Consider the following 17,350-nt stretch of genomic DNA (forward strand, 5'->3'; position numbering starts at 1 on the left):
TGATGGAATTAAATGATGTAAATATAGCGCTTAAAAAGCCAATATTCCGGGTATCAACGGCTTTGCAGAAATACCTCAGGGCTTATGAGCGGGAATCAAAACTTCCGATTAGCTATGATGATTTGCTGCAGTTTGACGAATCATTTCCCATCATGGATAAAAACGGGAAAGATTCTTTATGGCAAGGACCGATTTATTCTAACAGTCAAATTGAAGAATTACACAATGGCTTAAAGGTCGTCTATGCCAATTTAAAAGCTTCCGGTAATTTACGTATCGTTGAGCATAAATATATAGACCGAATTGAATATTGCAGTTTCGGCAATACCCATCCCTTCAGGATTAGGATTGTGAATCGCTTAAACGATGTTCATGACTATTTCTATGTAAAAAGAGCAGATGCCTCCAGAATTTATGGTCTAGAAATGGAAGAGATCCTGTCTCCAAACCAGGTTAATTATATTGTTGACCGCGAGACATTGATCGAGGAACATATTGCTGGGATACCAGGGGATGTTTTTGCCAAAACTTATTTACACAGGCCTGAATACAATCGAACCCGGATCGCCAAGGAGTTTGTGAAGTTTAATGAACGTTGCTTAGTCATGTTGCTCGGTGACATGAGGGCGTATAACTTTGTAGTGCAAATTACACCTGATTTTGATGACATCCAGTTCAGGATCAGATCCATAGATTTTGACCAGCAATGTTATGAGGGGAACATTAAGGTTTACCTGCCCCAATTTTTCAAAGAGAATTTCCCCTATGTGAAATTGGGTATGGAACAACTCACCGATAAAACTTATCTCCAATACCAACAGGAAGAAAAGTCTTCCATTCTACACCGGGTACGTAGTGAACGGCATCGTTTAGCCGATCTGCGGGATGCCTCCAAAGATGAGCTCCTTTCTTCCCTTGAGAATATCGAAATGTTAAAAAAAGGAATGACAGCCTATTTTGCTGATAAAAATTACATGGAGTGCAAATCCATGACTGACATTATCGAGCTAAATATCAAAAATATCATCAGGCAAGTAAAGTTGTAATAAGACGAGTTAATAACTCATGCTAATTGTGCCCACCTTTAACAAACGAATCAAAGGAGTCAGCTGTTTCGCCAGATTCAGAATACTTTGTTATACCATGTTGTTTAACAATTTTACGAAATTTCATGTATGTTCCGTCGTTAAACGCTAATCTTGGGAACCGTTTACATTTTAAATATAAAACTGGTAATGATGCCAACTGCACCCTGCTTAATATCTCATCATCATTTGCAACCTTTTTAGCTTTTTCAAAAATAACTAGAGATTGATTTATAAATTCTATTGAAAAGATAGAATCTTGAGCTTTTAATCCGATATGGATATGTGATTCAGCTGTTATCTGGCTATGTAAGAACTTGAAATATTGCAGTATATACTGACTTGATTTCCCATAATAATTACTCGTAAAATCATTAACAATACTGTCAACATCACTATCCGGATCCCATAATAAACGTGATAAAAGATATGTCCGTAATTCTGCAAATTCCCCACCTGGACTTTGATAATTCCCTTGCTCCATAATGCCAATGGAGTTATACTTTTGAAATGTTTGGATATTAGATTTTAAGACGTTAAAATTGGGATAAGGTAAAATATAAGCTTCAAAATTTGTTACGTAATCCCAAATAAAAAGGTGTGGGGCAATAGAAGACCAGCCTTTTAAATCTTTCATAAAAGATTGGTTTTGAGGGCAAGAAGCCAAATCATGCGCAACACAAGCTTCAATTGGACATAAACGAATTACAACATTCTTATGAGGGCTTATATTTACAGGAGGATTTCGAGTATATCGATAAGCAAGTGTTCCAATGAATTTATTTGGAAATTCATTTTTTACTTCGGCAGCTATTTGATTTACGAACCAAATCATTAATCCAGACTCGCCACCATATTCAGCACTTTTACTAAGGCATTTGTTGCATTCACAATGATTACCCCAGATATCATTATGTGACACATCATACACTAAATATTCAGGATTCTTTCGCATTCGTTCCTTTACTCGTTCAGTTACAATTCTGACAACATCTTCATTACTTAGACATAATTGACCAGGCTCATGCTTAGTGTTCGCGAAGTAAATACGTTTCCCTTTAACTAGGCTATAGTATTCAGGATGTTTATCAAAGAACTCAGCAGGTGGTAATAACTGGTAAAATGTATGAACGCCCCAATAAGCTTGAACGCCACCAGGCTGATCAACATATTGCTGTCTGCCATTCATTTTGTTTCGGGCAGCCCAAACAGGATCTGATGCTCCCCAGTAATTGTTATGTCGAATTCTTATTTTCGGGGAGTCAGAGAATTGGTAGACAGAAAATCTATAATGATTCATTTTCGGTATCACTGAAACCGTCGGTGTATACCACCGGCAACCGAATTCATTTTCTAAAAATGCCGTTACACCATACATCGTTCCCCGTAGCTTTCCACCGTATATATAAATATCCTTCCCATCATTAAAGTAACGAAATGATTCATCAACCTCATCAGGCGCCTTTAAACTTGTCAACAATTTAACGCGTTCATTAAACCCAATTATGATTTGAGGCCCCTTATATGGTGTATTAATGGAGTCAATCGGAAAATATGCTCCACTAATTTCCTTTAGCCAATGTTGAAGTTCCAGTGCAGCCCATCGTTCAGAAACTGAGGCATTCGAATCAAGCATTAGCCTGTAACTCGTCTTTTTATTTGAAAAAAGCTGGTACGTAATTTTATGGTTCTTTTTAAGCTCTTTTTTAAATGAGAAATCCTGAGTGTAAGCAGATGAAACCATTAGGCCCCAAGCAATTAACACTGAAAATATATTTTCAAACTTAATACAACATCTATTCATTGTGATATAATAAGTAAGGGAAGCCTACCCTTCCCTTTTAGTTTTAAAAATTGTTTTACCGATCCCTATTGTTTGTATAGTTGTATATGTAGATCATACAGCGTTTTTTCAGGAATCTTCACTTCCTTACGGTCATAGGTAATCAAACCATTAGTTTCTATTTCCACATCCGTTATCTGTGTATAAACTGCCGCCGATAAACCAAGAGGAATAAGGGGCTTTAAGTCTTTCATCAATTGTTCATATCTAACCAGCAAATCGGCTTTACTTTTAAAACTCTGATACCCCCAATTACCCTTATCCAGCCAGGTATGCCCTTCTAATGGCAGCCCAAGGCCACCAAACTCTCCAAGAACAAGCACTTGCTTATCTCCAAATACCATTGGCGCAGGCATCATAGGGTCAGGGTAGTTATGTAAGTCTGCAACATGTCCTACTGGAAAATAATTACCACCACTGGCACTATTAACCAATCTGGACGGATCCCTGTCTAATGTCAGTTTAGTCACCTCCATCGTTTTAAACTGACCCCATGCTTCATTAAAAGGCACCCACATTACAATTGAAGGGAAGTGGTGCAGGGCACTCATGATATTATTCCATTCCGTTCTGTAGGACTCTTCTGACAAAGCAGATCGTTCTTTATCCAATGGCTTACCAGAAACCTGTCCTGGCTTTTGATCCCAGTAAAAAGGATAAATGTCACCACTAGGCATATCCTGCCATACCAGCATCCCTAGTTGATCACAATGGTAATACCAGCGTGCTGATTCCACTTTAATGTGCTTTCTAATCATATTAAAGCCCATTTCTTTAGTTTTAACCACATCAAATGCGAGCGCTTCATCAGTAGGAGCAGTGTATAAACCATCTGGCCACCAGCCCTGGTCTAAAGTGCCATACTGAAAAACAAATTCATTATTGAGCATCATACGCTGGATTCCATTAGCATCTTTCTTCATACTGATCTTACGCATAGCAAAATAAGAAGTAACCTCATCGACCACTTTTCCCTTTCTCCACACGGAAACTTTTAAATCGTATAAAAAAGGATTTTTTGGACTCCATAATTTGGGATCTTTAATACTTAAGCTAATCGCTGATTCAACATCTTGGTATGTTTCAGCAATTAACTTTAAGCCATCCCAAGCAGAAACACGAATTCTATCCCCTAAACGCCTTTGATCAAGATCTACATTAACATTCAGCACCTGTTGATCAATATCCGGAGTGGCCTTTATTGCTGAAATATAAGATTGAGGAACCGCTTCTAGCCACACGGTTTGCCAGATGCCTGTTACAGGTGTGTACCAAATGCCTTGAGGGTTTTTAGTTTGCTTACCCACAGGCTGAGGTCCATCATCTGTAGGGTCAAAAACCCGAACAGCTATTTCTTGCTTGTTGCCCTTTTTCAGGTAAGGAGTAATGTCAAAGCTGAATGGATCAAAACCACCTTTATGCATGCCAATATTTTTACCATTAACAAAAACTGTACATTCCCAGTCTACTGCACCAAAATGAAGGAGAAGACGTTTATTGAGTAGCTTTTTAGAAATTTCTAAAGTTTTTTTGTACCATAACAACTGGTCCTTGCCTACTCGTTTACCTACACCAGAAAGTGAAGATTCTATGGCAAAAGGAACTAAAAGTTGGCCTTCAAATTTAGTTGGAATATCGACTTTTTCCTTTGCTGTAAGTTGATATTGCCAAAGTCCATTCAAATTTTGCCAATTATCCGTACGGACCAACTGTGGACGTGGATATTCAGGATGAGGTTTTTCAGGGCTTACCTTTGTAGCCCAGGGTGTCAATATTGTACCCTCCACCGGCTTCCATGCTAGCTGAGCAAAGAGGAAATAGGGGAGAAATAATAATAAGAAAAAATAATACTTTTTGTACATAAATTAGGTGTGAATTATCTATTTGGACGTTAACTAATGAATTGTATTACCCCGGCGTTACCAACCTGGATTTTGCACCATGTTAGGGTTTTTATCAATTTCTATCTGAGGTATCGGAAACAAATAGTGCTTGTTTTTATCAAAAACCCGGGTTTGGACCACCGGGTATGAAAAATTTAGATTGGCATCAGTAACCACTCTGTGAACAGGTCCATTATCCACTATTTCAGCAATTTTCCATCTCCTCACATCCCAGAAACGAGATCCCTCAAAGGCTAGCTCCACTTTTCTTTCATTACGTATTCGGCTACGCATTGCAGCTTGCGATAACCCAGCAGGCAAATTTGGCATCCCCACCCTTGATCTAATCGCATTAACGGCATCATATACCGATTGATCAGGCCCTACAGCTTCATTTTGAGCTTCAGCAAAGTTCAAATATAATTCTGCTACTCTAAAAATAGTGAATCTTCGAGGGGCATTTCCAGAACCCGTGTAAAGGTTGTGAGATTCTAGGGTATATTTTTTAACCCAATAATTAGCACGTACTACACCGTTTGAAATATCCTCCTTGCCGCCCGGTCGAATGTCCATGGTATTACCTTTCCATCCTGAAAATGGAAAAATCACACTCTGATAAAAACGGGGGTCTCTGTTAGCATAAGGATTATTCGGATTATAATTTGCAGCCGGATTGATAATTTGGTTGTTATTCTCATCATATCCTAAAACGGCGATTTCTCCGTTTGTCATTTCATAAGAATCTACCATTTCTTGAAGCACACCATTGGCATACCATCCATTTGTCCCTTGAGTACCATTATAAAAATCAAGAAGGTGACTTTCTGTCCCTCCTGGATCCTGCCTGGCCCAAATCACTTCAGAATTTGTCATTTCCAAAAATATTCTTTCATATCCCTGCTTGCCACTTACCGTTCCCTTTGATAAAATATGTCCGCTGCTTATTGCTAAATCCAATGCCTCTTTAGCATCTTTAGCTGCTACTTGCCATCGTGTATTATCGCTTGCTTGATTCCACAATGGACTTGCAAAAAAAAGAGACACTTCAGAAAGCAATGCCCTGCATCCATTTGCTGTAACCCTGCCATAATTAGAATCATCTTCATGTTTCTCAGGAAGTATGGCAACAGCCTTAGCGATATCACTTTTAATGAATGCAATGACTTCTTCTTCAGTATTTCTTTTTAATAGAAACTCTTCCCCACTGTTGGGATCTAACAACTCGTCCACAATCGGAACGCCGCCCCACATTTTAAACAATTGGAAATAATAATAAGCTCTCAATCCATAAGCTTCTCCTTCCATTCTCTTTTTACGTTCGGAAGAACTTCCACTATTCACTTCTTCAGGAATAGAATTGAAATTGGCTAGGAACATGTTCAACCTTCTGATTGTACCGTAAAAATCTGCCCACTTTTGTTGCATGGGAAAGGAAACTGCATTCCAGTTACCATTATTAAAGTCATACGGAGTTCTCGCATTATAACCATGAAAGCGCATTTCGTCAGTCCCGCCTCCTAAATTGTACCTTCCTCCATAATCTGTGAACTCCTGAAAATTAGGTAAAGTGTTGTACGCATTATTAAGAAATGCTTCTGCGTTATTAATGTTATTAAATACTTCGTCGACACTTATAAAGTCGCTCGGGGTTCTTTCCAGGTAATCTTTCTTACATGATACGAGCAAAAAAAGCGATATACAGATCAGTATGATGAAGTTCTTTCTAAGCACTGTCGTTTTCATAAAAATTGTTTTTATATACATGAAATTAGAATTTTACGTTTACACCAAAATTTGTAATTCTTAAAATAGGATACTTTAAAGCTCCGCTTGGTGCCTCAGGATCTCTATCCTTTAACCATAGGGTATCCCATGTATGAAGATTTTGTCCGTTAACATAAAATCGTGCATATTTAACTTTAATACCGCTTAACAACTTTTTAGGCAATTCAAAACCTACTTCGGCATTCCTGATCTTCAAATAATCTGTTTTTTGTATAAACTTATCATTTAAAACACTAAGGTTGTTCACGGAATTATTTGCAACAGGTACTCTTGCGTCTTGATTATTTGGGGTCCATCGATCAAGGAAAAGAGGGCTACCAGGATACATACTTACATAGCTGGTTCCACCCTTTGCACCATTAAATAAAACACTAAAATCAAAACCTTTATAAGATCCCCCTACAGATACTCCCCCAACATAAGTGGGCATATTTTGAATTTGAATTGGCACTCGGTCTGCAGTATTAATTACCCCGTCTTTGTTGTAATCAAGGTATTTTATGTCTCCTGGAATTACTTTGTCGCTAAAGGTTTGTTTTGGGCTATTTGCAATATCATCCAAATCCCTAAAATATCCACTGGTTTTATAACCTAGCACATATCCTACACTATAGCCGTTTAAATCTTGATAGTCAAAAGCTGGTTTTGGCTGATCATTCTGCAATACTTTATTTTTTGCATAGGTAAGTTGTATGTTAGTAAACAACCTTAATTTTCCGATGTGATGATTCAGCTTTAATTCCGCCTCAAATCCCTCATTTTGTACAACACCAGAGTTTCTGGCTGCCAGGTTCCATATACCTACATATGCAGGCACATTACCTGGAGGCGTTAAAATGTTCTCGCGTTTTTCTCTGAAAACATCTACAGTCAGTTGCACTGCATTGTTTTTGAATAATTCCATATCAAAACCAAAATTGGTTTTTTCCGAGCGCTCCCAGGTTACAAAAGCATTGCCCACCCGATTTTCATTATAGCCAGGTACGCCTGAAGGTGTAATTCCAAATACATGGCCACCCCCAGTTGCAAAATCACTAATGTAAAGCCATCTGGCTCCACCAATTTTATCATTTCCCACCAGTCCGTATGAACCTCTTATCTTTAACAAACCTAACCAGGCTGCATCCTTAAGAAGGGTCTCTTCATTCAAAATCCAACCTGCTGAAAAAGCAGGAAAAAATCCATAGCGCCTACCTTTAGGGAAATTTTCAGATCCATTGTAACCCAGGTTAACCTCAGCATAATACTTCGATTTATAACCATAAGTAAAATGCCCGCTCACACCCTGATAGGCGTAAGGAAGTTCATCATTGATCAATTTCAAAGTACGATTACCTAATACTTGGGCCGCTACAGAATGGTCACCGATATTCCGATCGTACTTTAACCTGAAGTCAAGGTAATTGTGGCGCTCAATGGATGCACCTCCAGCGGTGCTCAAAAACGATTTGATTCCAATTTGCTGATATTTAACATCTCCCGAGTTGTCTTCTCCCTGATACCAAAAGCTATCAAAATTCTGCGTACGGCTCGTATGTTTATAGTTTGAATTCAAGAAACTGAAATACATTTGAGCATTTAAGCCCTTAGTAATGAAATCAAGGTCGTGCTTTGCAGATATTGTTCCATTCATCGTATTTGAATAACCAGTAAAATAACCATTACGCGTAACCATTCCATAAGGATTAGCACGGAAAGGAATTTCAAGGTTACTACCAGCGCCGATTGATCCATCAGGATTAAAAACTGGCTGAGCAGAAGGCGATCTACCAGAAATTTCATTAAAAATAGTATTGAATCCAGAACTAGGATAAATTTGATTTTCGAGGCGTCCCGCTAAGTCAACCCTAATTTGAAGCCGCTTAGTAGCATCAAGATCAACGTTAGAACGGAAATTATACCTGTCAAATTTTGTGTTCATGCCATAATTATCACTGAACTCTTCTCCATGTTTGAGAAGCGTTCCCTGACTATAATAACTTCCGGAAATAAAATAGCGGACATTTTTAGCACTTCCTGAAATATTAGCATTATACTGGCTTTGGATAGAAGATTCTTTTAAAATGGCATCAAACCAGTTCACGTTAGGATATAAAAAAGGCTCACTGCCATCTTTTATGATTTGCATCACATTGTCACTATATCGTTCTGGTTGTCCGGTATTCCGATCCAGTTCTTTATAAAGTTCTGCCTGTTGAAAAGCACTTAACATTTTCGGCAGTCTAACAGGCTCCTGAATGGCATATTGTGCATTAAAATTAATAAGCGGTTCCTGGTTAGCTCCACCTCTTTTCGTCGTTACCACAATTACCCCGTTGGCACCTTGTATACCGTACAATGCTGAAGAAGCCGCATCTTTTAAAATCGTTACGGATTCAATTTCATTTGCGTCAATTTGATTAAAGTCATGCGATGACCTTGGCAACCCATCTAGTACCACTAATGGGCCCGTATTACCATAAGTACCAATTCCTCGGATAAATAAGGCTGCCGCATCATTACCTGGTTCACCTGACGTTTGAACACTTATCAATCCAGGCAAACGACCTGCAAGTGCATTACTTAAATTTGCAACCGGGCTTTGTTTCAATTCTTTGGTTTGTATGGTCGCAACAGCACCGGTAATTGACCTTTTAGTTTGTTGGTTACCCATGGCAACAATCACCACTTCTCCCAGTTCTCCGGATTCCTTGACGAGCAAGACTTCAATGTGATTATCATTATCAATTAAAATCTCTTGCTGCTTAAAACCTATATAACTAAACATCAGAACGTCACCTTTTCTCGCGTTGATTTGAAAAGCGCCATCTTTATTAGTAACTGTACCTTGTCGGGTACCTTTAATTTGTACCGACACACCAACCAATGTTTCCCCGTTTTCTTCAACAACCCTCCCGGTAATTGATTGTTGTTTCACTATTTGAAATGGATTAGCTTTCTTTTGTTTAATTACAATAGTCTTATCCTTATTGAAATAAAATTCTTTGGGATATTCTGCAAAGCACTTATCCAACGCTTCCTTTAAAGAAACTTTATTGAGATTTAAAGTAACAGGGGCCAGCTCATTCAGCAATTTAGCATCGTAGATAAAGTCGTACCCACTTTGCTGTGAAAGGCTGTAAAGCACCTGCTTTACAGGAGTATTCTTCACACGAATACTTACTTGTTGGCCATTTGTGGCAATCGCCGACTGTAAAAAACATACAGTTAGCAAGAACATGATCATCTTCATTATCATCAAAAATTTTAACGAACAGGAGTTAGGCTTCCTGCAAATTAATACAGTAAAATTTTTATACATTTGAATGTTTGGTTTAATTAGTTATTGGTTCCTAGATCAATTAATTAGCTACCTGACATGTTCATCACTTGAACAGAAACCGGATGCGCGCCAACGCTCCGGTTTTTTGGCAACTATTTTAGCGTATTATTTAACTATAACAATTACCCTCCTTCCCTCAATCTTAAAGTCAATAATTCCCGTCTGTTTAAAGCTGTCAAGCAACTGTGTTAAACTTTTTGAACGTTGAAAAACGCCACCAAATTTTTTGTCACTTACATCACCCTTATATACCACATCCACATCATACCAACGGCCAACCTTCTGCATAATACTTTGAATACCCTCATTAGTGAATAAAAAATAACCATTGTGCCATGCAAGCGATTCATCCAGATCTGCAGTCTCTACAGAAAAATGCTGAACATGGATGTCATTTATAGCTACCTGTCCCGGACGAATGAGCACCGACTGACCTGAAGGTTTGGTCACTTTCACTGAACCTTTTACCAGCATAGTTTTAAATATAGCAGCATCCCGGTAAGCACTTATAGTAAATTCAGTACCTAAAACTTTGGTAACCTGATGAGCGGTTTTCACATAAAAGGGCTGTTTTTCGTTGTGAGCCACCTGAAAATAAGCTTCCCCAATCAATTCTACGTTTCTAACATCCATTTTAAATTTTGAAGGATATTTTAATGAAGATTCCGAATTTAAGTGAACTTTTGTGCCGTCCGGCAAAGTCAGGTTATAATGTGCCCCCCTGGGTATGACGATGGAATTGTAAGTTAATGCCTCAGATTTTGCTGCCGTATGTCCGGTTTCATAGCTAATGGATCCATCGGCCGATTTATGAATTTCAACATCAGCTTCCTGGGCTACCACCCCTTGTTGTGTACTATCCAGAACCAATTGATGTCCATTACCTAAGGTAAGTATTGCCTTTTTAGTTCCAGGAATGATGTTGTTTTCTACTACAGCTTCTGCTAGTGATAAATTTTGCGAACGATGGCTTTGAATATAAAAATAGATGGCAATGCCAGAAATTAAGACAATCGCTGCCGCAGCCATAAAATTAGAAAACCATCCAAACCTATATTTAATTTCTTGTGAGGTTGCAGCTTCATATAAATTGTCATTTAATATATGCTGAAGCAATACCTTTTGCTTCTCTTTTGAAGACTCCTGGCTAACTGGAATAAAATTTACCCAAGCCTCAGCGAATAAAGTTTCAACCTGGTCTTTAAGCTTAGGATCAGACATTAAATCATTCAATTCGATCCTTTCTTGAGAACTGATTGATTTTTCTATTGCCAGATTAAATAATTTAGTAAGTCTAAGATTTTCCATATTCAGCTATTGGCTTTACAGCAATCATATATGAGGCTTATAGTTGGTTTATTATAAAGACACAAACTTTCTGAAAAGTGGATATGGAAAAGAGAATTATTTTGTAAAATGTGATGCCGCACAGAAAATAACGACAACCATAGCATGGTTTTTTACAAATTCACTGACAAACTTCATAGCCAGCTGCTGATACTTTTTAACAGAATCAGGGGAAAGGTTCATAATCTGAGCGATTTCAGGGTTTTTAAGTCCCTTCTGTCTTAATAAAAAAACTTTGTGTTGTTGGCTTGGTAATAAATTTACCGCACGATCTACTAATCCATGGTAGTCCCGTTCGTCGTGATTTTCTGTAAAAAGAGGTTCCCAATGCAGATTCATTGTTTTTAGATAAACTTCCTGTTTTTTCCGTTCCGCATTTTCTTTACGAATACAGTTTAGTGTATGGTTACGCACAAGGATGAACAAATAAGAATTGAATTTATCAATCTTGTTCAAAGATTTCCGGTTTACCCAAATTTTTGTAAAAATATCTAACAATATTTCCTCTGTTAACTCATCTGAATTCGTTAAAGTGTTAACAAATTGCGAAACCTGGTCATAATAACCATTAAATAACGCTGCAAAAGCAATTTGATTTCCAACCGAAATTTCATACAGCAATTTATTTTCTCCATTTAATTGATGTAACGCCATGTAAATATTTCGGTTTATTTAAGAAATTAAGCTGAAACTAATTAAAATATTTAATATAATACTGTACTCTCTTTTCAAAATGTTAAACACCCTATCAATCCCAGTCCGAATAACTTTTTACATGGAGTGCAAATCCATGACTGACATTATCGAGCTAAATATCAAAAATATCATCAGGCAAGTCAAATTATAAACCTCATTTACAGCAACTTAACAATTGTAACATATATTTCTTAATTAAAGTCTACTAATTCAGTAGATATTATTATATTTGCTTAGTCTTCAGGAGAAGATAAAGATAAAGTCATGTGGCCGAGCGGTTAGGTATGGGTCTGCAAAACCCTCTACGGCGGTTCGAATCCGCCCTTGACGTCATAGCTGAAAGAAGGAGCCGAAGAGAATAGATGTTTGGTTAGATCTATGTTGTGGTTGATAAGCCAGGTCAGATGACCTGGCTTTTTTTTTGCAAAACCACGCACAGCAACCACCTTAAGAAAATATTGAATTTAATGAACCCTGAAAATTAACTTTTTCCGGGAACGATTGCATCGATTTTTAACTTCAAAGGTGCTTTAAGCCATCCAATTTTAGCAAAAGATCATTAGCTTGGATATCAATCCTAACCAAATATTTAGCGCCATCCCAGGGTGCTTTTTCTTTTAACCAAATAACCATGAAAAAAATTCTACTATTTTTTGCGTTTTTTCTATTGTTGAAACCGGCTTTAATGGCACAAAATCAACCCATTTCCGGTACAGTTGTAGATGAAAAAGGCGAGACGCTCGTTGGAGTGTCTGTAAAAGTTAAAGGTGCCGCCATCGGCGCAGTGACTAATGTTGATGGTGCGTTTTCACTTACAGTCCCTTCAAAATCCACCTTGGTATTTAGCTACATTGGATTTACGCCAAAAGAAGTCTTACTGGCGGGCCAAAGCACCATTAAGGTCACCCTAAACCCAAGTGCAAGTCAACTGAACGAATTGGTGGTTGTGGGGTATGGTAGTCAGCGGAAATCTCAAGTAGCCACGGCTGTCGGCAGTGTTCAGGGTGAAGCCATTGCCGAAAGAGGCACGGTTAGTCCTATGCAGGCCGTACAGGGACAACTTGCCGGCGTAGACATCTCTGCAGGATCCGGTCGTGCAGGCGCCAGCTTCAATGTGCAGATTCGCGGTCAGAATTCACTTGCCGGCGGCCAACCGTTATATGTTGTAGATGGGGTGATTGTATCGGATATCAACTTTTTAAATCCACAGGATATAGGCAAAATGGACGTATTGAAAGATGCGGCTTCCACAGCTATTTATGGCTCCAGAGGTTCCAATGGAGTTATTCTAGTGACCACAAAAAATGGCTCCAGTGTTAAAGGTGGCGGTGCAACCATATCATATGATGGTTATGTAGGTATCCGTAAAGTAGCACGCATGCCAGATTTCATGACTGGCGAAGAATGGTGGGAATACAGACAAAATACTTATATCTCACCTGAATTAAATGCAGGAAGACCATTTACCAATACCATCGGAAGTTTCGACAATCCAACCGTATTAGGCAGGATAGCTAATCATGACTATACGGACTGGAGAAGTCTGGTGCTGCAGGATGGTCAGCAAGCGAATCATTGGATTACTGCATCTGGCAGAACTCAAAGCAATGACATTCAATATTTATTAGGCGCAGGTTATCAAAGTGAAAAAGGAAACCTGGTTAACGACAACTTAGAGCGTTACAACATGAAACTTAATCTTGATGGTAAAATCAATCAATATTTCTCTGCAGGAATGAGTGTGAATTTTTCACTTACAGAAACAGAACGTGGTAGTGATGACGCTGTTCGTAATGGATTCAACATGGCTCCTATCTTTAAACCATATGATGATAATGGGGACCTTATATTCAGACCAGGACAAATTCCAGTACCGGGAACAACGACAGTGACCAGTTTTACCAGTACTGTAAACCCCTTGCTTGAAAACACCAATACAGAAAACAATACCCGCCGTATTTATGGTGTTGGAAATGCCTACCTGCAATATTCTCCTGTAAGCTGGATTGATATTCGTTCTACTTTTTCTCCGAGCATCAATTCTGTACGTAATGGACGTTATTGGGGTTCATTGACAGGTGTTGGTGACGGCCTGTTACCAGATGCACAAAGGGCGAACGAACAAACTTTATCTTATATCTTTGATAATGTCTTAACCGTTCGCAAAGCGATCAATGAGCATAACTTTACTTTCACAGGTCTTTACAGTATGCAACAAGACCGCTTTGAAAGTGACCTTATCAAGGTGAACGACTTGCCTTATAATTCTTCTTATCATAATTTGGGTTCTTCAAATAACAGACAGGTTTCATCCAGTAATTTCAGTCAATTTTCAATGATCTCTTACCTGGCAAGATTAAATTACGCGTTTAAAAACAAGTACTTTATTACGCTTGCCAATCGTTGGGATGGTTCTTCCAAATTAGCTGAAGGTCATAAGTGGTCTTCATTTCCATCCGCTGCAGTGGCCTGGCAAATTTCACAAGAGTCTTTCTTAAACGAGGCAGAATTCTTGTCTGATTTAAAACTTCGTTTTAGTGCAGGTGTTGCTGGGAACAACAACAACATCCGACCGTATGAAACACAAATGAATTTAAGTGCCCCCACCTATTACGATTTCGGCGGCATCCCTGCCTTGGGGTATTCACCAAGCAGGTTGCCCAATTCTTCTTTAACCTGGGAAAGAACCAGGGAGTTTGACTTAGGTCTTGATTTCGGCTTCTTTAATAATAGGATTACAGGTTCGGTAGATGTTTACGATAAATTGTCAGATGGCTTGCTTTTGAGCAGAGATCTGCCGCTGGAAACAGGCTATACTTCTATAAAAGACAATGTAGGGTCGGTAAGCAATAGAGGGGTAGAGGTGTCTTTCAGAACCATTAATATTTCTACAAAAGACTTCTCCTGGACAACCTCCTTCAATTTTGCCAGAAATAAAAATTCCATCATAGATTTATTGGATAAAAAAGAAGACCTCGTAGGAAACTGGTGGTTTATCGGTCAACCAATCAATGTAAACTACATTTATGTGTTCGATGGCATCTGGCAAGAAAACCAACGTGCAGAGGCGTTAAAGTATGGCCAATTACCTGGTCAGGCAAGGGTGAAAGATTTAAATAATGATGGTAAAATAAGCAGTACAGACGATCGCTCCATTGTTGGACAAAAAGATCCAAAATGGACAGGTGGTTTCTCTACACAAGTTACCTATAAAGCTTTCGACCTTTCGGCGTCCGTATTCGCCAGACAGGGAATGCAGGTTTACAGTGCCTTCCACAGCATTTTCACCCGTTATAATGACCGTGGAACAAACAAAATTTACAACGATTATTATATGCCTGAAAATGGTGTTACTCCTGCAAGAAGCTCTAATTTGTATCCTCAGCCCAACAACATTGGTCCTTATTGGGACGGTTCTACCGGAGTAGGTTATTTTAAAGACATCTCTTTTGTTAAAGTTCAAAACATCTCCCTGGGATACACTATTCCAACAACAGCACTGGAGAAAATTAAAATCAAAAGTTTAAGGATCTACGCGAATGTATTGAATCCTTTTGTATGGACAGACTACGATGGTTTCGACCCTGAAAGTGCCAGTGGGATTGATACCTCTATAAATTCCGACGTGACGAATACCACCACAGGAAGCATCAACAACACCGGTCCGAGTACAATTACTTACCAGTTTGGCCTAAATCTTAAATTTTAAATAAAGACATCATGAAAAACCAACTCATATTACTCCTATTTGTTCTCCTGGCATCGTTAACAGGTTGTAAAAAATTCCTGGAGGAAGACAACAAATCCAACATCATTGCTGATGAATATTATTTAACAACGGAAGGCTATGAAAAACTTGTCAATTCTGCTTATGGATCTTTAAGGTCTGTTTACAGTTCACCCTATTTATTTACTGCAGGGACAGATATGTACGTTGAAGGGAGAACTGCCCAGCCTGCCGGTGTCAGCGAGTATCAAAACTTAAATCCGGATGATCCTGAAGTGCAGAATTTTTACACAGAACTGTACAAAGCGGTTCAACTGTGTAATACGGCCTTACATTTTAACGACCTTACCGCTAGTAACGCTAATACCCCCATCCGTAAGGGTGAGATTAAATTCATCAGGGCTTATTACTATTTCTTAATGGTCCAGACTTTTGGGGGCGTATCGATCGTTACAGACCGTATCACAGAACCTGTCGAACAATTTAAAAGAAACACAGCAGAGGAAACCTATGCTTTCGTTATCAGCGAAATGACCGAAGCCTTAGGCCTGGTTCCTGAGACCACCACTGATTTTGGTCGTGTTACCAAAAGAGCCGTGAGACACTTTCTGGCTAAAGTTCATTTAACACGTGGTTATGAGACTTTTGGAACGACAGCTGATTTTTCCACTGCAGCAACTTTCGCTGACGCAGCGATTGCTGGAAAAACTTTAACTACTTCCTTCGAAAACTTGTTCTATCCTGGCAATGAGAAGGATCCTGAAATTATTTTCTCCATTCAGTTCGACCTGGCCACGCTCCCTTCTGCAACCACTGGTGGAAATACACAAGCCGCTTTCTTTGGTCCATACGGAGGTGGGTCCGGCGCTACACAGGGCTATCCATACCGTGCTTATGTACTAGTACCGTCAATGTACACTTTTGATACTTTTACAGAAAATGATGCGCGTTTTGATGCCACTTTTATGGTCAACTTATACCAGCGCTATTATGATTATTATGACAAAAGTGCTGACAGGGCTAATTTAAACATTCGTTTTTATTACAAGCCTAAATGGGATTTGACCACAGATGCGGCTTGGCGTGCACAAGATCCTGCACGGAGAGCTACCACGACTATTATTCCTTATTCGAAGGTATGGGAGGCATCCAGAAATACCGTTGCTGACAACGCAACCCCTGCTGTTAAGAAATTTGATGATCCAAAAGCACAGTTTGGCGGTGCGACAAGTACACGCGATCTTTTCCTTGCCCGTTTGGGTGAAACTTATTTAATTGCTGCGGAGGCTAACTTTAAAGCAGGCAACGCTGCTATTGCTGCCCAACGAATAAATGAAGTGAGACGAAGAGCTGCAAAGCCCGGTAAAGTTGCCGAGATGACAATTGCAGCCGGCAATGTATCCATCGATTTTATCCTGGATGAAAGAGCAAGGGAACTGGTTGGAGAATATCACCGCTGGTTTGACCTAAAAAGAACCGGTACTTTAATGACAAGAACGAAATTGTACAACCGTGATATCAAAACCAATTGGTTTGATAAGGGAATCAATCCTTTTTTAGGAGCCGGTGGCGGGTTTAAAGTCCTGAGACCAATTCCAAGTAAAGCAATAGATTTAAACGCCGGATCATTTAGCCAGAACCCAGGCTACTAAACCGCTAACC

9 protein-coding genes are annotated in these 17,350 nt (G+C 39.0%); 3 read left to right on the forward strand and 6 right to left on the reverse strand.

Annotated features, from left to right (window positions below):
- Window positions 1–2 precede the first annotated feature (2 nt).
- Entirely contained in the window at window positions 3–1,046 is a 1,044-nt protein-coding gene (locus tag WG905_RS08080; RefSeq protein ID WP_339591209.1) for a hypothetical protein, read from the forward strand.
- Between the two features lie 22 nt (window positions 1,047–1,068).
- Here the strand turns inward: WG905_RS08080 and WG905_RS08085 are convergent, their stop codons facing one another.
- The 6 genes from WG905_RS08085 to WG905_RS08110 form a co-directional block, all read right to left on the reverse strand.
- Window positions 1,069–2,829, reverse strand: coding sequence for a glycoside hydrolase family 20 protein (locus WG905_RS08085; protein ID WP_339591210.1), 1,761 nt, complete (start codon window positions 2,827–2,829; stop codon window positions 1,069–1,071).
- A 125-nt stretch (window positions 2,830–2,954) separates the two neighbouring features.
- The gene (locus tag WG905_RS08090) at window positions 2,955–4,790 is read right to left on the reverse strand and encodes a glycoside hydrolase family 2 protein (protein WP_339591211.1); all 1,836 of its coding nucleotides are present in this window, start codon (window positions 4,788–4,790) and stop codon (window positions 2,955–2,957) included.
- Between the two features lie 57 nt (window positions 4,791–4,847).
- Window positions 4,848–6,554: a RagB/SusD family nutrient uptake outer membrane protein gene (locus WG905_RS08095; protein WP_339591212.1), complete on the reverse strand. Its 1,707-nt coding sequence runs from the start codon at window positions 6,552–6,554 to the stop codon at window positions 4,848–4,850.
- Between the two features lie 25 nt (window positions 6,555–6,579).
- Window positions 6,580–9,828, reverse strand: coding sequence for a TonB-dependent receptor (locus WG905_RS08100; RefSeq protein WP_339591213.1), 3,249 nt, complete (start codon window positions 9,826–9,828; stop codon window positions 6,580–6,582).
- 195 nt (window positions 9,829–10,023) lie between these two features.
- The gene (locus tag WG905_RS08105; RefSeq protein ID WP_339591214.1) at window positions 10,024–11,226 is read right to left on the reverse strand and encodes a FecR family protein; all 1,203 of its coding nucleotides are present in this window, start codon (window positions 11,224–11,226) and stop codon (window positions 10,024–10,026) included.
- Window positions 11,227–11,322: 96 nt separating this feature from the next.
- Window positions 11,323–11,919 carry a sigma-70 family RNA polymerase sigma factor gene (locus WG905_RS08110; RefSeq protein WP_339591215.1) on the reverse strand — a complete coding sequence of 199 codons (597 nt, stop codon included), beginning with the start codon at window positions 11,917–11,919 and terminating at the stop codon, window positions 11,323–11,325.
- Window positions 11,920–12,592: 673 nt separating this feature from the next.
- On the opposite strand from WG905_RS08110, the gene WG905_RS08115 reads away from it, so the two are divergent.
- Both WG905_RS08115 and WG905_RS08120 read left to right on the forward strand, forming a co-directional pair.
- On the forward strand, window positions 12,593–15,670 hold the full coding sequence (locus WG905_RS08115) for a SusC/RagA family TonB-linked outer membrane protein (protein ID WP_339591216.1): 3,078 nt from the start codon (window positions 12,593–12,595) through the stop codon (window positions 15,668–15,670).
- An 11-nt stretch (window positions 15,671–15,681) separates the two neighbouring features.
- The gene (locus WG905_RS08120) at window positions 15,682–17,340 is read left to right on the forward strand and encodes a RagB/SusD family nutrient uptake outer membrane protein (protein ID WP_339591217.1); all 1,659 of its coding nucleotides are present in this window, start codon (window positions 15,682–15,684) and stop codon (window positions 17,338–17,340) included.
- Window positions 17,341–17,350: the final 10 nt, after the last annotated feature.

Source organism: Pedobacter immunditicola (genome assembly GCF_037482985.1).
Taxonomy (GTDB): Bacteria; Bacteroidota; Bacteroidia; order Sphingobacteriales; family Sphingobacteriaceae; genus Pedobacter; species Pedobacter immunditicola.